The organism is Microcystis sp. 49638_E5 (assembly GCF_021300285.1).
GTDB lineage: Bacteria > Cyanobacteriota > Cyanobacteriia > Cyanobacteriales > Microcystaceae > Microcystis > Microcystis aeruginosa_C.
On the sequence record NZ_JAJTDH010000014.1, the window covers coordinates 14,376 to 31,779 of the forward strand.

A 17,404-nucleotide genomic window follows, 5' to 3' on the forward strand; every position below is an offset into this window, starting at 1 on the left:
TCTAATTCTTTTTTTTGCTACCCTTAATCGCTGATGAGGTAAGCTAGGGAGCAGGGGGATCTTCTGGTTTTCTTGTGTTAATTTTTGTTATGAATTAAAGCAAGCAAACAGCTTAAGTCGAAGATGTTCAAAATTGGTAAATCCATAACTTATTCTTTTAATAAGCTTTATTTTGGTATTCATTCCCTCAATTAATCCGTTGGTTGTATGATTTTCAAAGTAATTACAGATACCCGACAAATGCTTCTGGATCATACTGGCACTACTTTGATATAATATTCCGCCTATTCTTATCCATTTTTCCAATTTTCTCTCAGCACCTTTGAACGTTCTACAACCTTGATAAATTTGTCTAATTTCTTCTTTCATTTCGTCCGCTATTCCCAAGCATGGATGTTCTTTCAAGATAACTTCTAGTTGTTGTTTTTGCTCGTCCTTTAAGTCCTCTTTATTCTTCCATAATAAATGAGGTAATCCTTTTTCATGCACCCCCATTAACTTTCTCAATTTATTAAGCTCGTCATTGATGATATCCATTACATGAAAACGGCATAGATGATTTTAGCATTGGGAAATAATTCCTTGATCACTGCTGTAAATCCTGACCACATATCGACGCTCACTTCTTTCACCTTCTCTCGAACCGCCTGGAGGCTGTGCTTTTAAGGCTTCCATTAATTCTTCTTGCTTATGTCCTTTAATCACATCTAGTAAAATTTTATTGTTCAGTTCTACGATCGTTGTTATGAAATCTTTATGTCCTTTTAAGTTACTAAATTCATCTAAGCTTATTCGTTCTGGTGCTTCCCACTCTTCCTTTTCTAGTTCTTTAGCAAAGTGATTAAATATTAATTCAACTTCTTCCCATGCCAACCCTTCTTCTCGACTCATTTCTTCGATACTAGAATTTTTTACTCTCTCATAAATCATCGATTCATAGCGGATTGTATGATGCTGTCTTAATCTCATCAAACTCAATCTTTCGCTAATATACTTTTGGCAATTTTGACAATGAAACTGGCGGCGTGGTACTTCTAAATATACCCGACTGCCTAATATTGATAAATCTCTGACTAGATTATACTCTGTCTGATTGATTCTGTCCAAGGTTTCATGGAAATTCGGACATTCAATTGTTTCATTTAAAAGAGCGAGCTTTAGGAAAATTGTCTGCTCAATTTTTTGATAATTGACCCCTGTTACATTTGGTAAATCGAGGGGTTGATCAAAATTTATCCAGATAACCCACCTCCTGTTCTGTGTTACTATTATACCATGCTCACACAGAACCTAGAAGAGCCGAAAACGTCACAGAAACTCCCCTTTTATCACCCAAAGGAACCTTCCCTGCCAAAGTTGTCAAAGTTATTGACGACTATAAATTAGTAATGAATAGAGGTGAAATTAGTGGAATTCGAAAAGGTCAAAGAATGATGGTTTATCCTATCGATGACGAAGAAATATTAGATGCGCATACTGGCGAATCTTTGGGTTATCTTGATTTAGTACAGGAAGGGTAATTTTCGTTCAAGATAAAATATCTATAATTGAAACCGATCAGAAAAAAACCTATAGAAAAAGTGTCAAGTCAATCTCAGTAACTACTCAACTACTCGCCATCTAAGAGAGATAAGTGAATACTACCCCAAAAACTGGGTAAAAAGAGGACTTCAAAGATTACTGTCCCCAATCACCGAGAACCATTGGCTATTGAGCAGTGATGATTTTCAGGGTTTTCATTTGCAGTTGATTCAATTTCAACAGGAGACGACGACGCAAAAAGAACTGTTCTTGTTGCCAGAGAGAAAGGGAACACCATTGATTATAGGCGGGAACACATTCATTCAAGATAAACTGATGCCAACATTGAAGAAGATGGCTAACAGTCACGGTTTTCGACCTTTCTTGATAATGAGATTTTATTTGCCGCCTTAAAAAATTGTTGTCCCGCAATTGTTTGAGATAATAAATAACATCATTCTCATTATTAGCAGTAAAGAAATCTAGCTCACTTTTGTACTCTGCTTGAAAAGCGGATTCATTTCCCAAAATAGCAGGAACACCTGCTAACCAGGCATTATACAGCTTAGTGGCGGGTTTCCAAGGATAAGTTTCCTTAGAGTCGAAACGACGAACAGCGACGATTGCATCTACTTGACGATAATCATGCCAAAACTGATCATTAGTTTGAATGCACCAGTTTAAACCTAAATTATCTACCTGCCGTTGCCATTCGGGTTTGCGTAAGGGGGGAGCTAAATTGGAGGTAAGGCCAAAATAAACTACATTTTCAAACTGATCGCCCCGTTGGGGATCGCGAGGAAATAAGCCTGGTTGAGTCCAATGGGGTAAAAAGTATCGCTTACCTGGTAAAAGATAGCGATCTTCGGCTATTGATTGTATATAAAGTTGAGAAGCAGTTAATTCCTGTCGATTCTGGACAATATGAATTTGAGCGTAGGGTTGAGGATTTTGATCCCCTTTAACACAAGCCAGTAATAACTTGGGATAGGGTTGAAAATCATAAGCTAACGATTCTCGATGACCAATTACAATGCCTTCTTTAGGGATAGTATCTACTAATTCACAGGGAAAGTTCGATTCGCGTAATCGCAAATAAGTTTGTAAAATCCAAGCCAATGAACCTCGACCCGTTCGTAATTGATCGGCGTGATCGGGCAAAGGGTCGGGTCGATGGGAAGCGGGAAGATGAAAATAAATAGGAGGTATTTGCTCGACCATAAATTATAGGACTTACCCATTGACAAAGTGCCGATTCAGAGCTGAAGTGCAAGGAAGTCTGAAGTATGTTTGTAGAATACTTGATCGGGAGTTTGATAGTCAAGGGATTTTCGGCCTTGCTGATTTGAGACTTGAATCTTCTTTTGTGGGATTTTTAAAACCTAGACCCAAACTAACTTTTGGATACGATGCACGGTTGGCATTAAGTAGGTGGGTGGAATTAAATATAAAATGAACGTAGGTTGGGTTGAAGCATGAAACCCAACGCCCGCATGGGTTACGCTACCGCTAACCCATCCTACAAATAATTGTGCCCAATTTTCTGACTAGAAGCTCACAGCGATCGCACCCTGCTGGAATTGAGGGATAACTTTCCCCGGTCCGCAAGCCAGAGGAGACAAAACTGGTTTATGCTAGAAGGGGTTACTCTTAACGTAACTTTACAAAGTCATTGATCGCCCACATTTATGGATTGCATCATCAATCGTCGAGCGCGGTTTTCAGCCAGCCATCGCTATTATTTGCCAGAATGGGACGAAGCCGAAAATCAAAGACTTTTTGGTCTTGGTAGCCGTTTTCCCGGTCATGGTCACAATTACGAATTATACGTCTCCCTATACAAAGAACTCAATCTTTATGGCATGGTGGAGAATCTCTCCACCGTTAAACAGGTAATTAAACGAGAGATAACCAGTCAATTAGACTACTCCTATCTCAATCAAGTCTGGCCGGAATTTCAGCAAACCCTACCCACCACAGAAAATATCGCTAGAGTTATCTGGCAAAGATTAGCACCCTATTTACCATTGGTCAAAATTCAACTATTTGAACACCCCGAATTGTGGGCAGAATATCAAGGAAAAGATATGGAAGCAACTTTAACCGTCAAAACCCATTTTAGTGCCGCTCATCGTTTGGCTTTACCGCAATTAACCCTCGAACAAAACTCGGAAATCTACGGCAAATGCGCCAGGGTAAACGGTCATGGCCATAATTATCACCTAGAAGTATCCGTGGCGGGAGAAATCGATCCCCGCACCGGTATGATCGTTGATCTAGGGGATTTACAAAAAGCGATCGATGAATTGGTAGTAGAACCCTTCGATCATGCTTTTTTAAATAAGGATATTCCCTACTTTGCCGAAGTGGTTCCCACTGCCGAAAATATTGCCTTACACATCGCTCAACTATTGGAGGAACGGATCCGCCAATTAGGAGCCGAATTAGATAAAGTTAAACTAATTGAAAGTCCCAATAATTCTGCGGAAATCCACTGTCGTGGTTCGGTTCAAGCTCCCCGACAACTTCTAGAAAAAACCCTGACAGCCGTTTAATTGCCTGTTGGTGAAGGTGATTAGGGTGAGCCATGCTCACCCTGATAGATTTAATCAAACCCTAGTTAAACACTTCTCGCCATCCTCGCTTTCCTTTGCCTTGGCGCAAGGGAGAGGCTAAATCGACAATTTTCTCGAGCAGTTTCGGGGCAAATTTTTGGCACCAAAGAGCTAGATGACTTTGCCAACCGACGACAATTTCCGTTTTTTCCCTATTTAACCCGGTAATTAGGGTTTGGGCGACTTCTTCGGCGCTCATCGGCTTTAACCATCGAAATAACTGCAATTCTCGCACCATATCCGTATCGGTTAAAGAGGGTAAGAGGGTGACAACTTTGATGTTGTGTTCCCGTAATTCCGACCTGAGAGCTTGACTAAAACCCAAAATGGCAAATTTGGTGGCCGAGTAGGTAGAGAAGCTAGGAGCGGCAATTTTACCCATCATGCTGGAAACATTGACGATGGTTCCCTGTCCCCGAATTGCCATCCGGCGGGCAATTAAGCGAGTAACTGTGTACATGGCCATCAGATTTAAAGATATTTCTGCTTGCACTTGCGAAAATTGCGAGCGTAGAAAGGGGGTTTGATGGGCAATACCGGCACAGTTAACAAGGATATCAATGCCACGGCATTCTTGCCAAACTCGGATAATTGAAGGACTAACAAGGTCATTTTCGGTTAAATCTAGGGCTAAAGGTGTGGCAATGACTCCTAGGGACTCAATTTCTTTGGCTAGTTTTTCTAATCGCTCTTGATCTCTGGCAACAATCACAATTCTGCTTAAACCTTGTCGGGCTAATTCTAAGGCGATCGCACGTCCGATACCCCGGGATGCCCCCGTGACTAGGGCTGTTTTTCCCTGTAATTTCATGATCAAACTCCTGTTTTAAGCAACAGTACGGGAATTTATTGGTTTTGCTTCTGAAATCTTTGATTTGTGCATCTATGCCCTACATAAGTAGCGAAGCAATCGGGGGATAGATGGATAGGTTAGGGTGCATGGGATTTTTCCTCCTTCAAAGCGCACTCTTGAACCCACGGTAACAGTTGTCTTTACAAACAGCAATCTTTTTTAACACTTTTCCGCAAAATCACTCGATCGGATGAACGCTCAGGGTGATCCTCAATCCTATGGAAGGGGAGCAGGGAGAGGGGAGAGGTAGGGTTGATTCATGAATCAACCCTACTATGAATCAACCCTAGGGCAGAGGGGCAGCAGAAAAAAAAATTGTGGTGCCACCCTATCGTTCATCTCAATTTAGGTGTTCAATGTCGGTAATAATCGGTAGAATCACCGTGATCTTTGTGCCTTTTCCTTCCTCACTTTCCAAGTGAATTTGTCCTTTGTGCGCTTCCACACAGCGTCCGACAATGGCTAATCCTAATCCCGTTCCTTGAATATTATCGACATTGCTACCGCGATAAAAAGGTTTAAATAAATGTTCTTGATCTTGGCTGGGAATACCAATCCCTCGATCGATAATTTTAAAGACTACCTGCTCGGATTCGACAATAATCTTAAATTCTACCTGGTTCCCTTGGGGTGAATATTTGAGAGCATTTCCCAGTAAATTTGTCAAGATATGTTTAATTAAATTTATATCCCAAAGTCCTCTTTCTAAGCTGCCCTCAACTTGGAAAATAATTGCTAATTGCGGCTCCGGCTTAACAATAAAAGATTCTACTAATTTTTGACAATAATCAAGCAAATCAACTGGATCAAATTGACAGTATAATCTCCCGGAATCGGCCCGGCCAATTAATAACACTTCTGTGAGCAATTGATCCATGTCTTTAATGGCCGATCGAATCATGCGAAAATAGCTAACTTGCTGATCTTTTGTCAACCGATCGCGACTTTCTTCTAATAATCCAGCCGAGAGTAAAATTTTATTTAAAGGATTGCGAAAATCGTGGGATAACATGGAAACAAATTCAGTTTTTAACTGATTTAATTCCTGAGCTTTTTCCAGTTGATTAGTGCGTTCAATCACGCTCATTTTTAAAGCTTCGTTCGATTCTCGTAAAGCTTCCTCCATCTGTTTTCGCTCGATCGCATAACATAGAGATCGAGTTAAAATTTCTAAACTTACTTCTCTTTTAATTAAATAATCCTGCGCTCCCTGACGTAGTGCTGCTAAAGCCAAATTATCATCATTAGTATTAGTTAAAACCACGATCGGCAATTTCGGAGCCGTAATTAAAAGGGGAGCTAAGGATTCCAAACCCTGACTATCTGGTAAAGTTAGATCTAATAAAATTACATCAAAATTTGTTTGTTGTAACAGAGAAATCGCTTCGGATAATCTTGACACATTAACCAGATGAAATTCTTTTTTTTCATTACCCTTAAGAATTTCCTTTAATAATCGAGCTTCGGCTAAATTATCCTCGATTAAAAGAACTTTTATATCCTGCGAGAGTCCCATTTTTTAATCAAGAGTTAAAGAGATTTGGGAGGTTAGGAAGTGGGGTGTGGGGTGTGGGGAGGGGGGTGTAGGGTGTAGGGTGTGGGGAGGGGGAATTATGAATTATGAATTATGAATTATGAAGTGGGGTGTGGGGTGTGGGGAGAATAAATAGAAATAATCTCCTGACTCCTGACTCCTGAATCCTATCTCCTGATCACTGATCCCTGACTCCTATCTCCTATCTCCTATCTCCTATCTCCTGACTCCTGACTCCTGATAACTGATAACTGATAACTGATAACTGATCATGATTCACTCACTGGGTAAAGTAGCGGTTTCTAACCAAAAAGCCTCGATATTTTTGACAATTTTGAACAAATCGTTGAGATTGCGTGACTTGGTTATATAACAATTAACGTGCAGTTCATAGCTATAAAAAATATCCTCCTCGTTGCGAGAAGTGGTTAAAACCACCACAGGAATTCTTTTTAAACTGGGATCGTTTTTTATTTCCGCTAATACCTCCCGTCCGTCTTTTCTTGGTAAATTCAGATCGAGAAGAATCAGATTAGGACGGGGAGAATCGAGATACTCCCCTTCTCGACGCAGATAATCCATGGCGTTGACACCATCCCTAACGATAACTAATTCGTGCGGGACGGTGCTAGTTTTTAATGCCTCTTGGATGAGGCGAATATCAGCTTTGCTGTCCTCCACTAATAAGATAATTTTGTGTGGCACGTCCTCGCCAGCGCTCACGCTCGTTACCTCCTAGGGGAATTGTAAAATAGAAAACCGCTCCTTTGCCTAATTGGGATTCTACCCAAATTCGTCCGCGATGACACTCGATAATTTTCTTACAAATCGCCAAACCCATACCTGTGCCGGGGTACTCGTCGCGGGTGTGCAGTCGTTGGAAAATCACGAAAATGCGTTCGGAAAATCGGGGATCGATACCAATTCCATTATCGGTGACAGAGAACAGCCATTCCTCCTCTTGACGTTGCGCGGAAATATGAATAGTGGGAGTCGCTTTTCCTCGGAATTTAATGGCATTACCGATGAGATTTTGGAACAATTGCATTAACTGGGTTTTATCTGCCATGACAATTGGCAAAGGATCAAAAGTGATCATAGCTTGACTTTCCTGAATTCTCCCTTTCAGGTTAGCGAGAGCTTTTTCCAGTGCCAGATTAGCATCGATGGTATTAAACTCTGCCGCCTGCATATCCACTTTCGAGTAAGCCAGCACATCATCTATTAATGTTTGCATCAAGCTGACACCTTCGACGGCAAAAGTAATAAATTCTTTAGCATCTTCGTCCAGTTCTTCGGTGTAGCGCATTTCTAGCAACTGCACATAGTTGGCGACTTGATTGAGGGGTTCCTGTAAATCGTGGGAAGCGACGTAGGCGAATTTTTTTAATTCGGCGTTCGATAGTTCCAAATCCCGCGCTAAACGTGCCAATTCATCGGCTTGTTTTAAGATGATATTGACGATCGCTTTTCGTAATTCTAGTGCGGCGTTAATTTCTACTGCTTTCCAGGGTAAAGATTTGAGGCGAACGGTTTCTTTCCAGAGGGAGAAAGATTTACGCGGACAGAGACGAATATCACCATCTATGGCAGTCGTTTCGATCGCTTTACCCGGATCACCACCCCAGTTCACGGTTTGAATTACTTCTGGACGAAACCAGAGGAGATAATTACGTTTAGAAATGGGAATTGCTAGTAAACCACTGGCAATATCTTTAAACTTACCCGCATCGGTATAAATTCGCGGTAAGGAATTAGTATAGTAAACATCTTCATGGACGTTTTTTTCTAGCCAAGTAATCAGATAATTTAGTTCTTCTTCGCTGGGTGTTACTCCAATTAAGGTATAATTGCCGCCTAAACAAATAGCGGCTCCTGTGGCTTTAGTTAGATCGAGCAGATTCGGTTTATGGGCAATTAATCCATCAATAAAGTTATTAGCTTCCGCCATATAATCGATTAATTGCGATTGCACAAAGCTTAATTTTACTCGATAGTCATAATCCTCGGTTTCTTCCCGTGCCGATATTTCCGAGAAAATTACTCTTCCTAAGAACTCACAAGCTTTACGGAGTTCGTAGGGTACATATTTAGGGGTGCGATGATGACAGGCAATAATGCCCCAGAGACGTTTATTTTCAATCAGAGAAATAGTTAGAGATGCTCCCACTCCCATGTTATGCAGATATTCTAAATGACAGGGAGAAGCACTTCTAAGACTGGACAGGGTTAAATTTAAGGGTTGTTGAGTTTCGGGGTGAAGAACAGGCACTAGATCGACGGGTTCAGAGGTAGCATCGGGAATCTGTCGAATCCAATTAGCGCTTAATAAATTTCGTGCCGGGAGAGGGATATCGGAAGCGGGATAACGTAAACCTAGATAGGGTTCTAGTTGCTCTATTTTGTCTTCTGCTATCACATCACCGTTATCTTCTTCGTCGAATTTGTATAACATAACTCGATCGAATCCTGTCATTTTTCGCACTTCTTTAACGATGATATTACAGAAATCTTTCAGGCTACGGGTGGCTTCAAGTTTATCGATCGAAGTTTTGGCTAGGTGATAGAATCTCAGGAAAGGAATGTTTTCATAGGAAATAGCTGGTTCTAACTCTAAAATCAGCATTTGTTCGGCGTTACGGTGGAAAATAGCATCAAAGACGGCAAAATCATCCCCTTTAACCCGCGCCCAAATTTTGGAGGGATTGATAGCATCAAAATCGTTATTTTTTATGGCTGATTTCAGAGGATCGATCTGAAAGGGATCGAAGATTTCCTCTAGGGTTTTACCGATAATTTCCCCCGGAGAAATACCCAATAAACTGCGGCTATTACTGCTAGTTTGGCTGACTTTTAGCTCCGGTTCGCTGAGAACTAAAAGCACCCCGTGCGGTTGAATTCGGTTATAGAGATGGATCGGTTCCCGTTCGATCGAAGTTGGGTTAATTGTCTCGGTTAGAACTTCCATGTGTATTGCCCCCAGAGGATTTTTGCCAAGTTGAAAACTCTTTGTTTATTAAAACTATTTCTTCTCACTTTCAGGGGGCGATCAAGAATAAATTTACTTATCTTAATACCAGGCCATCAAAAGTAATAAAACTTTAATTAATCAGTTATCTACTGATCGAGCAGTTCTGTTCATTTCCCTTTATTATAATCGGTTTTTCTCTGAGAATCTAGGGTAATTTGTTAAGAATTAAGATTTAATGTTACAAGGGACAGATAATTCTTAATAAAAATATACAGTAGGTTGTGTTAGCGAAGTGTAACACACCAAAATCTAAGATTTAAATATGATAGCAACCCTTTTTTGTTAATTACCTGGAGGCAAAGTATTATTATTGGTGATCATTTCTGCCAGCTTATAAACATTGACAGGGAGACTAATTAACGGATTAATCTTTTGTGCTTTTTCTGGAACTATTTTTGTTAAAAATTTCCATAACTTTTGGGATATATTGTTCTTGGTTTCCTTATCTTCACCTTCGACTTCATTAATTCCCACCTCGGTGAGGGTAGCCAAAATTTCCTTGCGAAGACCATTATAGCCAACGATGTAAAATTTGTTAAGAGCTTCTAGGACTTCATTTAATTTAATCAGCAGAAATTGTTTAAACTCTTGCGTAATTTTGCTATCTTCAATCATTTGAATTAAACCGAAGATTTCTTCCCTTAACCTGTTCAAATCCTCTTTGCTTAAATATATTTCCTCAAAATCTTCTACACAAGAAGGAAGCCAATGTAGAGCGTACCAGTCAGGAGAGTTTAATGGCTGTAAGAAAGAATTTGACCAAGACATTTCAAGTCTTGAAAATACACTAATTAATTCATCCTTAATTTGTTCCATAAGTTCTTTATAGGAAGACTGTTTTCTTGAAGGAAAATATTGTAGTTGATCTTCTATGTGATAAATAAGCTGTACTAATTGAATCAACCCTTTCTGAACAGAATCAGTGTCATTTTTCACTTCCATTGCTCTTGCTAAAACTGCTTGAACTGATTCGTTAGTTTCGTCTGGAGAACATCTTTGTAGGATAATTAATAAACGTTCGGCTGGATTATGAATCGGTAGAGTAGATGATTCCATAAATTTTATCAAAGGCTAGATTGGTGATGTATAGAACAATAGTATTGTAACTTATCATTTCTATTTTTACAGCAAGTTTGAGAGCCTATTTATGAAAGTAGGGTGCGTTAGGAAATCCCTTGTTTTTAGGGAAAAAATCAAGAGCTAAATATTACCGTAACGCACCACAAAGAAAGGTTTCAGCAGTTAAGTAGGGTGCGTTAGGCAATCCCTTGTTTTCAGGGAAAAAATCAAGAGCTAAATATCGCCGTAACGCACCACAAAGAAAAGTTTTTGGTGCGTTACGCTACGCTAACACACCCTACTTTTATAAGCCGCTATGACGGAGGAGAGGCTCGGTACTAGGTTCACGACCGCGGAAAGCTTTAAAAACATTCATAGGATGAGAACTTCCCCCGATAGCTAAGACAGTATCGCGAAAACGGCGGCCGATCGCTTTCACTGCTTCTTCGTTATCTAATCCCACTTCCTCGAAAGCGGCAAAAGCATCGGCGCTGAGAACTTCCGCCCATTTATAACTATAGTAACCCGCCGCATAACCGCCAGCGAAAATATGTCCAAAAGAACACAAGAAAGCATCTTCTGGTAGAGGAGGAATTATCGTCGTCGTTGCCGCTAAACGCTGTCTGACTTGTTTAGGAGTTTCGCCGCCATTGGGTTGATAACGATGGTGTAATTCCAAATCTACTAAAGACAAATGTAGCTGACGCAGCATAGCCGAACCGCTCATATAATTCTTAGCTAGGAGCAGTTTTTGATAGTAATGTTCGGGGAGAGTTTCACCCGTTTCGTAGTGTTTGGCCATACTCATTAAAGTAGGGCGATCATAACACCAATTTTCCATAAATTGACTGGGCAATTCCACCGCATCCCACTCAACGTTATTAATACCCGCCGCGCCGGAATAGTCCACAGTGGTTAACATATGCTGTAAACCGTGGCCAAATTCGTGAAATAGGGTATTTACCTCCTCAAAGGTCATTAAACTGGGGTTTCCGTCCACTGGAGGCGTTTGATTGCAGATTAAATAAGCCACAGGTAAACGCACCTCGGTGCCGGTTTTGGCCCGACCGATACAGACATCCATCCAAGCGCCGCCGCGTTTTTCGGCGGGACGACTGTAGGCATCGAGGTAGAAATAGGCAATTTTTTCGCCCTTTTCGTCATTAATCTGGAAATAACGCACATCGGGATGCCAGATAGGGGACTGACCGTCGGCAGCGATAATTTCTACCCCAAAAATCCGTTTAGCGAGGCTAAATATGCCTTCTAAAACCCGTGGTAGGGGGAAATAGGGGCGTAATTCCTCGGCACTAAAGTTAAACTTGGCCTGACGCTGTTTTTCTGACCAATAGGCTATATCCCAATGCTTGAGATCGTCGGTTCCCGCAAAAGTTTTTAAGGCCTCTAAATCCTGTTTTGCCGCTTCATAGCTGACTTGGCGCAAATTGTCAAGCAATTTCTCGATTTCATCCACAGAATTGGCCATTTTCCTGGCAAGACTGACCTCGGCGTAGGTACTATAACCTAAAAGATGGGCCTGTTCCTGACGAAGTTGCAAAATGCGATCAATTAAGGGATTATTATCCAATTCTCCCAGATCAGCCCGACTAACGTAGGCTTTATAGAGTTTTTCGCGCAATTCCCGATTATCGCTGTACTTCATAAAGGGGAAATAACTGGGAAAATCGAGGGTAATCACCCAGGGGCCGGTTTCGCTGCTGGCGTTAGTTTCTCCTTGGCCCCGGGCGGTTTGGGCGGCTAAACTAAGGAGACTAGGGGGTAAACCGGCGATATCTTCTGGGGTTGTTAGTTTCAGTTGAAAAGCTTTGGTGGCATCGAGGATGTTATTAGAAAATTTCGTGGTGATTTCCGCTAATTCCAGTTGAATCGCGTTAAATCTGTCTTTTTTCTCCCCTACTAATCCCACCCCGGCCAATTGAGCATCCCGCAGGGAAGCTTCGACAATGCGCTGTTGTGTCTCGTCTAATTGCCCCCAGCTTTCTCCTTGGCGCAGGGACAAAAATGCCTCATAAATGGGTTTACTTTGGCTTAAACGGCTAATAAACTCGACTACCTGCGGTTGTACAGTTTCGTAGGCTTGACGCAATTCTGGGCTATTTTTTACCCCCATCAGATGACCGATAATCCCCCAACTCCAGCTTAAACGTTCTTCGATCCGGGTGAGGGGTTCGACTAATTTTTCCCAAGTGGGGGCAATCTGTGCTTCTAGATCGGTTAATTCTCCAGCCAGTTCCTGCAAAAGTTGCGTCATGCCAGGGACAATCAGGCCGGGTTGGATTTGGTCAAAAGCCGGTAATCCTTGACCGGCAAGCAGCGGGTTACTGGTGTTCGTCATAATTGTTGGTCTGCAAGGGTGGGTAATCTGTATCTTTTACTACCCTAACCCAAATCCCCGACCATCTATCCGGGCGATCGATTGCCGGAGCTTTTTCAGTGGGGTGTAGGGTGTAGGGTGTGGGGTGTGGGGTGTAGGGTGTGGGGTGTGGGGAAAGAAACCTCTTTCATCTGTGGGGGTGAAAATTTTTTCATTGGGACTGCCTCTGTTGATCAAAGATAAGCAAACATTATCTATTGACTGCAAAAGATTGAGAATATTTAAATTAACATTCCGCAATATTTACAAATTCTTAAGAATTAATTGAGAAAGATTTTTATTTAATAACGATGTTACAAGGGTTACAGCGATTTGATAGAATTTCATAGTGGGTTATTCTGTGCTTTTTTGGGCAGCAATAGTTGAAACCCTTGCCACACCTAGAAGGTCTTCCTAATTAGGACGGTCAAATCAGTCAATTTCACCCATAACGATGATCTTTTTTTTGTGTAGTTTTATTGCAAAAAAAAAGTTTTTTTGACAAAAAGCACAAAGTATGATAGAGCCCAACGTATTTCTGGCTGCGAGTAATTATTGTAGAGGGAGAGAAGGGAGAAGGGAGAATAAATAGGGTCTGCTGAAAAAGTTTTTCCTGGGGGTAGGAGTCAGTACCCAGTCGTTTCAGGCTTTGTTGCCCTTGTTTTTTGTACCAAGCGATGTACTACAAGAAGGATAATGCAAGGTTTTTGAAAGTCCCAATCCTATTTTCTTGCACTAACATCGGACTTTAACAGGTCAAAAGCCTTATTTTAAAAGGGTTTTACCATTATTCAGCAAGCCCTAAATAGGGTTTGCGGCAAAAAGTTTGTTGGTGGGGTCAGGCAGGGGGCAGGGTTCGGCCGTGAGACTGATCTCACGCCGAAGTCTCACGGCCGAAGCCCACACCCCATCACCCCACTTCCCTATCTACCCCACTTCATAATTCATAATTCATAATTCCCACACCCTACACCCCACCCCCAGGAAAAACTTCTTCAGCAAACCCTAGTTAAGGCCTGCTCGATTTTCTGACTATCGAGGGAGCGGCCGATAAAGACCAAGCGAGTTTGCCGCATTTCTGTGGATTGCCAGGGTCGGTCGAAGAAAGAATCAAAGCGATCGCCGACTCCCTGTAACACCATACGCATCGGTTTATGGGCCACGTTAACAAATCCCTTGACCCGATAGATTTCTTCTCGGGACACCAATTCTTTAATCCGTTGGGTCAAAATTTGGGCATCTACGGGAGAATCGAGGCAAAACTGCACAGAATTGATATCCTCATCGTGATCGTGTTCTTCCTCGTGATCATGATGACTAGGACGACTAGCTAAATCATCCTCGACGGCGGCATTAAATCCCAATAGCACATCGGGGCTAATTTGTCCATCGGCACAAGTAACTATTTTTACCGTTGATCGCAGTTGCGTTTTCAGCCAATTAATAATTTTTTCTAATTCAATTTCGCTGATGAGATCGGTTTTAGTTAAGAGTACCAGGTCAGCGCAGGCTAACTGATCCTCAAATAACTCCTCAATGGGCGTTTCGTGTTCTAAATTGGGGTCTGCTTGCCTTTGTGCCGTTAAAGCGTCTAAATCCGCCACCAGACGACCCCTAGCGATAGCAAAACCATCCACCACCGTGATTACTCCGTCCACCGTGGCACCGTTGCGGATTTCCGGCCAGCGAAAAGCTTGAACCAGAGGTTTAGGTAAAGCTAATCCGGAAGTTTCGATCAGCATACAATCCAACTGTTGCCGTCGCTCCAGCAATTTCTGCATGGTGGGGAGAAATTCTTCCTGTACTGTACAGCACAGACAACCGTTGGTCAGTTCCACAATATTATCGTTGGGGTTGTCATCGCAGGTCTGACAACTTTTCAACAAATCACCATCAATTCCCACTTCTCCGAATTCATTGACCATAACGGCCACCCGTCGGCCTTGATTATTTTGCAGTAGATGACGGATGAGGGTAGTTTTTCCCGCACCCAGAAAACCCGTGATCACAGTAACTGGAATTTTGTGCATAGATAGGGCGATCGATCATGTTTCTAGATCAATGTATCAGAATCTCGGTCTAGGGTTGAGGGTTTCATCGCTAATTCTTTAGGATTGCCCCACCAATTGCCGGACTGTCACAAACTAGCTGAAATTTTCCTAGTTAGTCGTTATTCTGGTAAAAGTTTCAGCCGGCTAGAATAATCGCTGAAAAACTTTTGTGGGAGTGGATCATGTTACAACGTCTTTTTTTAGCCTTTACCCTCGCTTTTCCCCTTTATTTAAGCATTGCTATTCAACAAACTTCTCCTCTAGCTGATAGAGTAAATCGCCCTTCTTCTCGCGGGATCAATAAAATTGAGCAGACGGTAAAAACTATCCAAAAGCAATTAAAACAAAAGCATTCGGTTCAATTAGATTAATAAATTTTGGCAACAAGAGGAGAAGTAAAACTCCTCTTTTTTACTTTTTACTTGACAAACTACTGGCTATTTGCTGCGGGGGACGGTATTCGGGAACTAAATCTTGTAGGGACCTAACTAAGCCCTGACGGTCATTAACTTGAATAGAATTAAGCAATTGCTCTAATTTGATTTGTAATTTTTCCCAAGCAAGAAAGTGTTCATTAGCGCAAAAAATCTTTGGGTGAGCGGTGGGACGAGCTTTACCGGTATCGATTAATAATTCTTCGTAGAGTTTTTCCCCCGGTCTTAATCCCGTGATTTCAATATCGATATCTTGCCCTAATTCCAAGCCACTTAAACGAATCATCTGTAGGGCCAAATCGTAAATTCTTACCGGTTCACCCATATCTAACAGGAATACCTCACCCCCCTTAGCCATGGCTCCCGCTTGTATAACCAAACGCACCGCCTCTGGAATAGACATAAAATAGCGAATAATATCGCGATGGGTGAGGGTAATATTCTTACGTTGGGCGATTTGTTCCCGGAAACGCGGCACCACGGAACCGCTACTATCGAGAACATTGCCAAAGCGGACGATAGCGCAACAGGTGGAACTGTCGGGTAAAGCGGCCAAAGCTTGCACGACTAACTCAGCACAGCGTTTGCTGGCCCCCATAATGTTAGTCGGTCTGACGGCCTTATCGGTGGAAATAAGAACTAAATTACTAACTGAATTCTCGATCGCGATCTGAGCGACATTTAAAGTCCCCCAAACATTAGTGTAAACCCCCTGACTAGCATTGGCTTCCACAAGGGGAACGTGCTTATAGGCGGCAGTGTGATAAATTGTCTCAATCTGGTGTTGTTGGATGACCCGGTCTAGATGATTGCGGTCGAGAACATTGCCTAGATAGGCATACTTGCGTAAATCCCTATAATTTTCACTTAAATCGAGATCGATTTTGTAGAGGGAAAACTCGTTTAATTCGTAGATTACCAAGCATTTTGGCTTGAGGAAGGCGATTTGTCGGCATAATTCCGAACCGATGGAACCGCCACCCCCGGTGACTAACACCGCTTTACCAGTGACATTTTTTCCCAAAAGTTCGGGATGGGGTAGAATTTCTTCCCGTCCTAATAATTCCGAGACATCGACACTGCGAATCTGATTGATGGTCGCTTCTCCCGATAAAATTTTTGAGAGGGGAGGGACAGTTTTAATGACGATGGGTAAAGTTTCTAGACTTTCGATGATTTGCCGCTTTCTGGCCTTGTCTAGGTTCGGAATAGCGAGAACAACCCAGTCAAAGGCTGTTTTTTGGTGCAGTAGTGCCAATTGAGAGGGGGGATAAACCCTAAAGCCTTGGATCACTCGGTGCTGCAAATCGGGATTATCATCAACAAAGGCCAATAAACGATAGTGGGGGTCATTTTGTAGGGAACGTGCTAATTGACAACCCACAATCCCCGCACCATAGATAACAATTGTCGGTTCCCTATCCACACTACTGACGTAAATATTCAGACGGTGAAAGACAGAACGAATCAACAATCTGATCCCAATAACCAATACTAGGGTTAACAATGCGTCGATAATCAGGACTGAACGCGGCAAAAAGGCATCCCCTTGAAAGTAGGCAATACTGATTAAAACCCCTGAACTATAGAGGACTGCTTGCAGCACGGAGGAAAGAAACTCTAAGCCTGTATAACGTACTACGGGACTGTAAATGCCTTTGAGAGAGAAAACTAGAGTTTTAACGGCAATTAATCCCAATATTTGCCCTAAAAAAGGTCTAATTTGCTCATATTCGAGGCTAAGATTAAACCTGAGAGAGAAGGCTAGATAGATGGTCAGACAAAAAATCAGGCAATCGGTGACAATTAAAAGAGATCGCTTCGATGACCTAGATAGGGAATTAGCTAATTTAAGGATTTTGTTGGCCAGTTTTCTATACATTATCCAATTGATTAATTAATCTTACGGTAAATTTACTTAGCTCCTCTCGA

The 17,404-nt window shown here is 41.9% G+C and carries 11 protein-coding genes and 2 pseudogenes; 3 read left to right on the forward strand and 10 right to left on the reverse strand.

Annotated features, from left to right (window positions below):
* Nucleotides 1-87: 87 nt before the first annotated feature.
* Nucleotides 88-1,242, reverse strand: a pseudogene (locus LW728_RS06415) (ISL3 family transposase).
* 17 nt (nt 1,243-1,259) lie between these two features.
* Here LW728_RS06415 and LW728_RS06420 point away from each other — a divergent pair.
* Nucleotides 1,260-1,561, forward strand: a pseudogene (locus LW728_RS06420) (hypothetical protein); the annotation flags it as partial.
* 146 nt (nt 1,562-1,707) lie between these two features.
* On the opposite strand, the gene LW728_RS06425 reads toward LW728_RS06420, so the two are convergent.
* Nucleotides 1,708-2,742: a hypothetical protein gene (locus tag LW728_RS06425; protein ID WP_002801733.1), complete on the reverse strand. Its 1,035-nt coding sequence runs from the start codon at nt 2,740-2,742 to the stop codon at nt 1,708-1,710.
* Between the two features lie 467 nt (nt 2,743-3,209).
* Here LW728_RS06425 and LW728_RS06430 point away from each other — a divergent pair, with 467 nt between their 5' ends.
* The gene (locus LW728_RS06430; RefSeq protein WP_002801730.1) at nt 3,210-4,076 is read left to right on the forward strand and encodes a 6-pyruvoyl trahydropterin synthase family protein; all 867 of its coding nucleotides are present in this window, start codon (nt 3,210-3,212) and stop codon (nt 4,074-4,076) included.
* A gap of 61 nt (nt 4,077-4,137) precedes the next feature.
* Here the strand turns inward: LW728_RS06430 and LW728_RS06435 are convergent, their stop codons facing one another.
* From LW728_RS06435 to cobW, 7 genes are all read right to left on the reverse strand, one after another.
* Entirely contained in the window at nt 4,138-4,947 is an 810-nt protein-coding gene (locus tag LW728_RS06435; protein ID WP_287765790.1) for an SDR family NAD(P)-dependent oxidoreductase, read from the reverse strand.
* Between the two features lie 382 nt (nt 4,948-5,329).
* Entirely contained in the window at nt 5,330-6,505 is a 1,176-nt protein-coding gene (locus LW728_RS06440; RefSeq protein WP_002801724.1) for a hybrid sensor histidine kinase/response regulator, read from the reverse strand.
* A 294-nt stretch (nt 6,506-6,799) separates the two neighbouring features.
* On the reverse strand, nt 6,800-7,246 hold the full coding sequence (locus LW728_RS06445; protein WP_002801723.1) for a response regulator: 447 nt from the start codon (nt 7,244-7,246) through the stop codon (nt 6,800-6,802).
* Nucleotides 7,185-9,491: a sensor histidine kinase gene (locus LW728_RS06450; protein WP_002801722.1), complete on the reverse strand. Its 2,307-nt coding sequence runs from the start codon at nt 9,489-9,491 to the stop codon at nt 7,185-7,187. The genes LW728_RS06445 and LW728_RS06450 overlap by 62 nt, the downstream gene beginning before the upstream one ends.
* 345 nt (nt 9,492-9,836) lie before the next feature.
* Nucleotides 9,837-10,610, reverse strand: coding sequence for a hypothetical protein (locus LW728_RS06455; protein WP_002801717.1), 774 nt, complete (start codon nt 10,608-10,610; stop codon nt 9,837-9,839).
* 307 nt (nt 10,611-10,917) lie between these two features.
* Nucleotides 10,918-12,969: a M3 family metallopeptidase gene (locus LW728_RS06460; protein WP_287765793.1), complete on the reverse strand. Its 2,052-nt coding sequence runs from the start codon at nt 12,967-12,969 to the stop codon at nt 10,918-10,920.
* 1,013 nt (nt 12,970-13,982) lie between these two features.
* Complete coding sequence (gene cobW / locus LW728_RS06465) at nt 13,983-15,017, reverse strand: cobalamin biosynthesis protein CobW (RefSeq protein WP_287765796.1); 1,035 nt, start codon at nt 15,015-15,017, stop codon at nt 13,983-13,985.
* Between the two features lie 203 nt (nt 15,018-15,220).
* Here cobW and LW728_RS06470 point away from each other — a divergent pair, with 203 nt between their 5' ends.
* Complete coding sequence (locus LW728_RS06470) at nt 15,221-15,409, forward strand: hypothetical protein (RefSeq protein ID WP_002801713.1); 189 nt, start codon at nt 15,221-15,223, stop codon at nt 15,407-15,409.
* A 40-nt stretch (nt 15,410-15,449) separates the two neighbouring features.
* On the opposite strand, the gene LW728_RS06475 is transcribed toward LW728_RS06470, so the two are convergent.
* A complete protein-coding gene (locus tag LW728_RS06475) occupies nt 15,450-17,354 on the reverse strand; it encodes a polysaccharide biosynthesis protein (RefSeq protein WP_287765799.1) in 1,905 nt (634 codons plus the stop codon).
* Between the last annotated feature and the right edge of the window lie 50 nt (nt 17,355-17,404).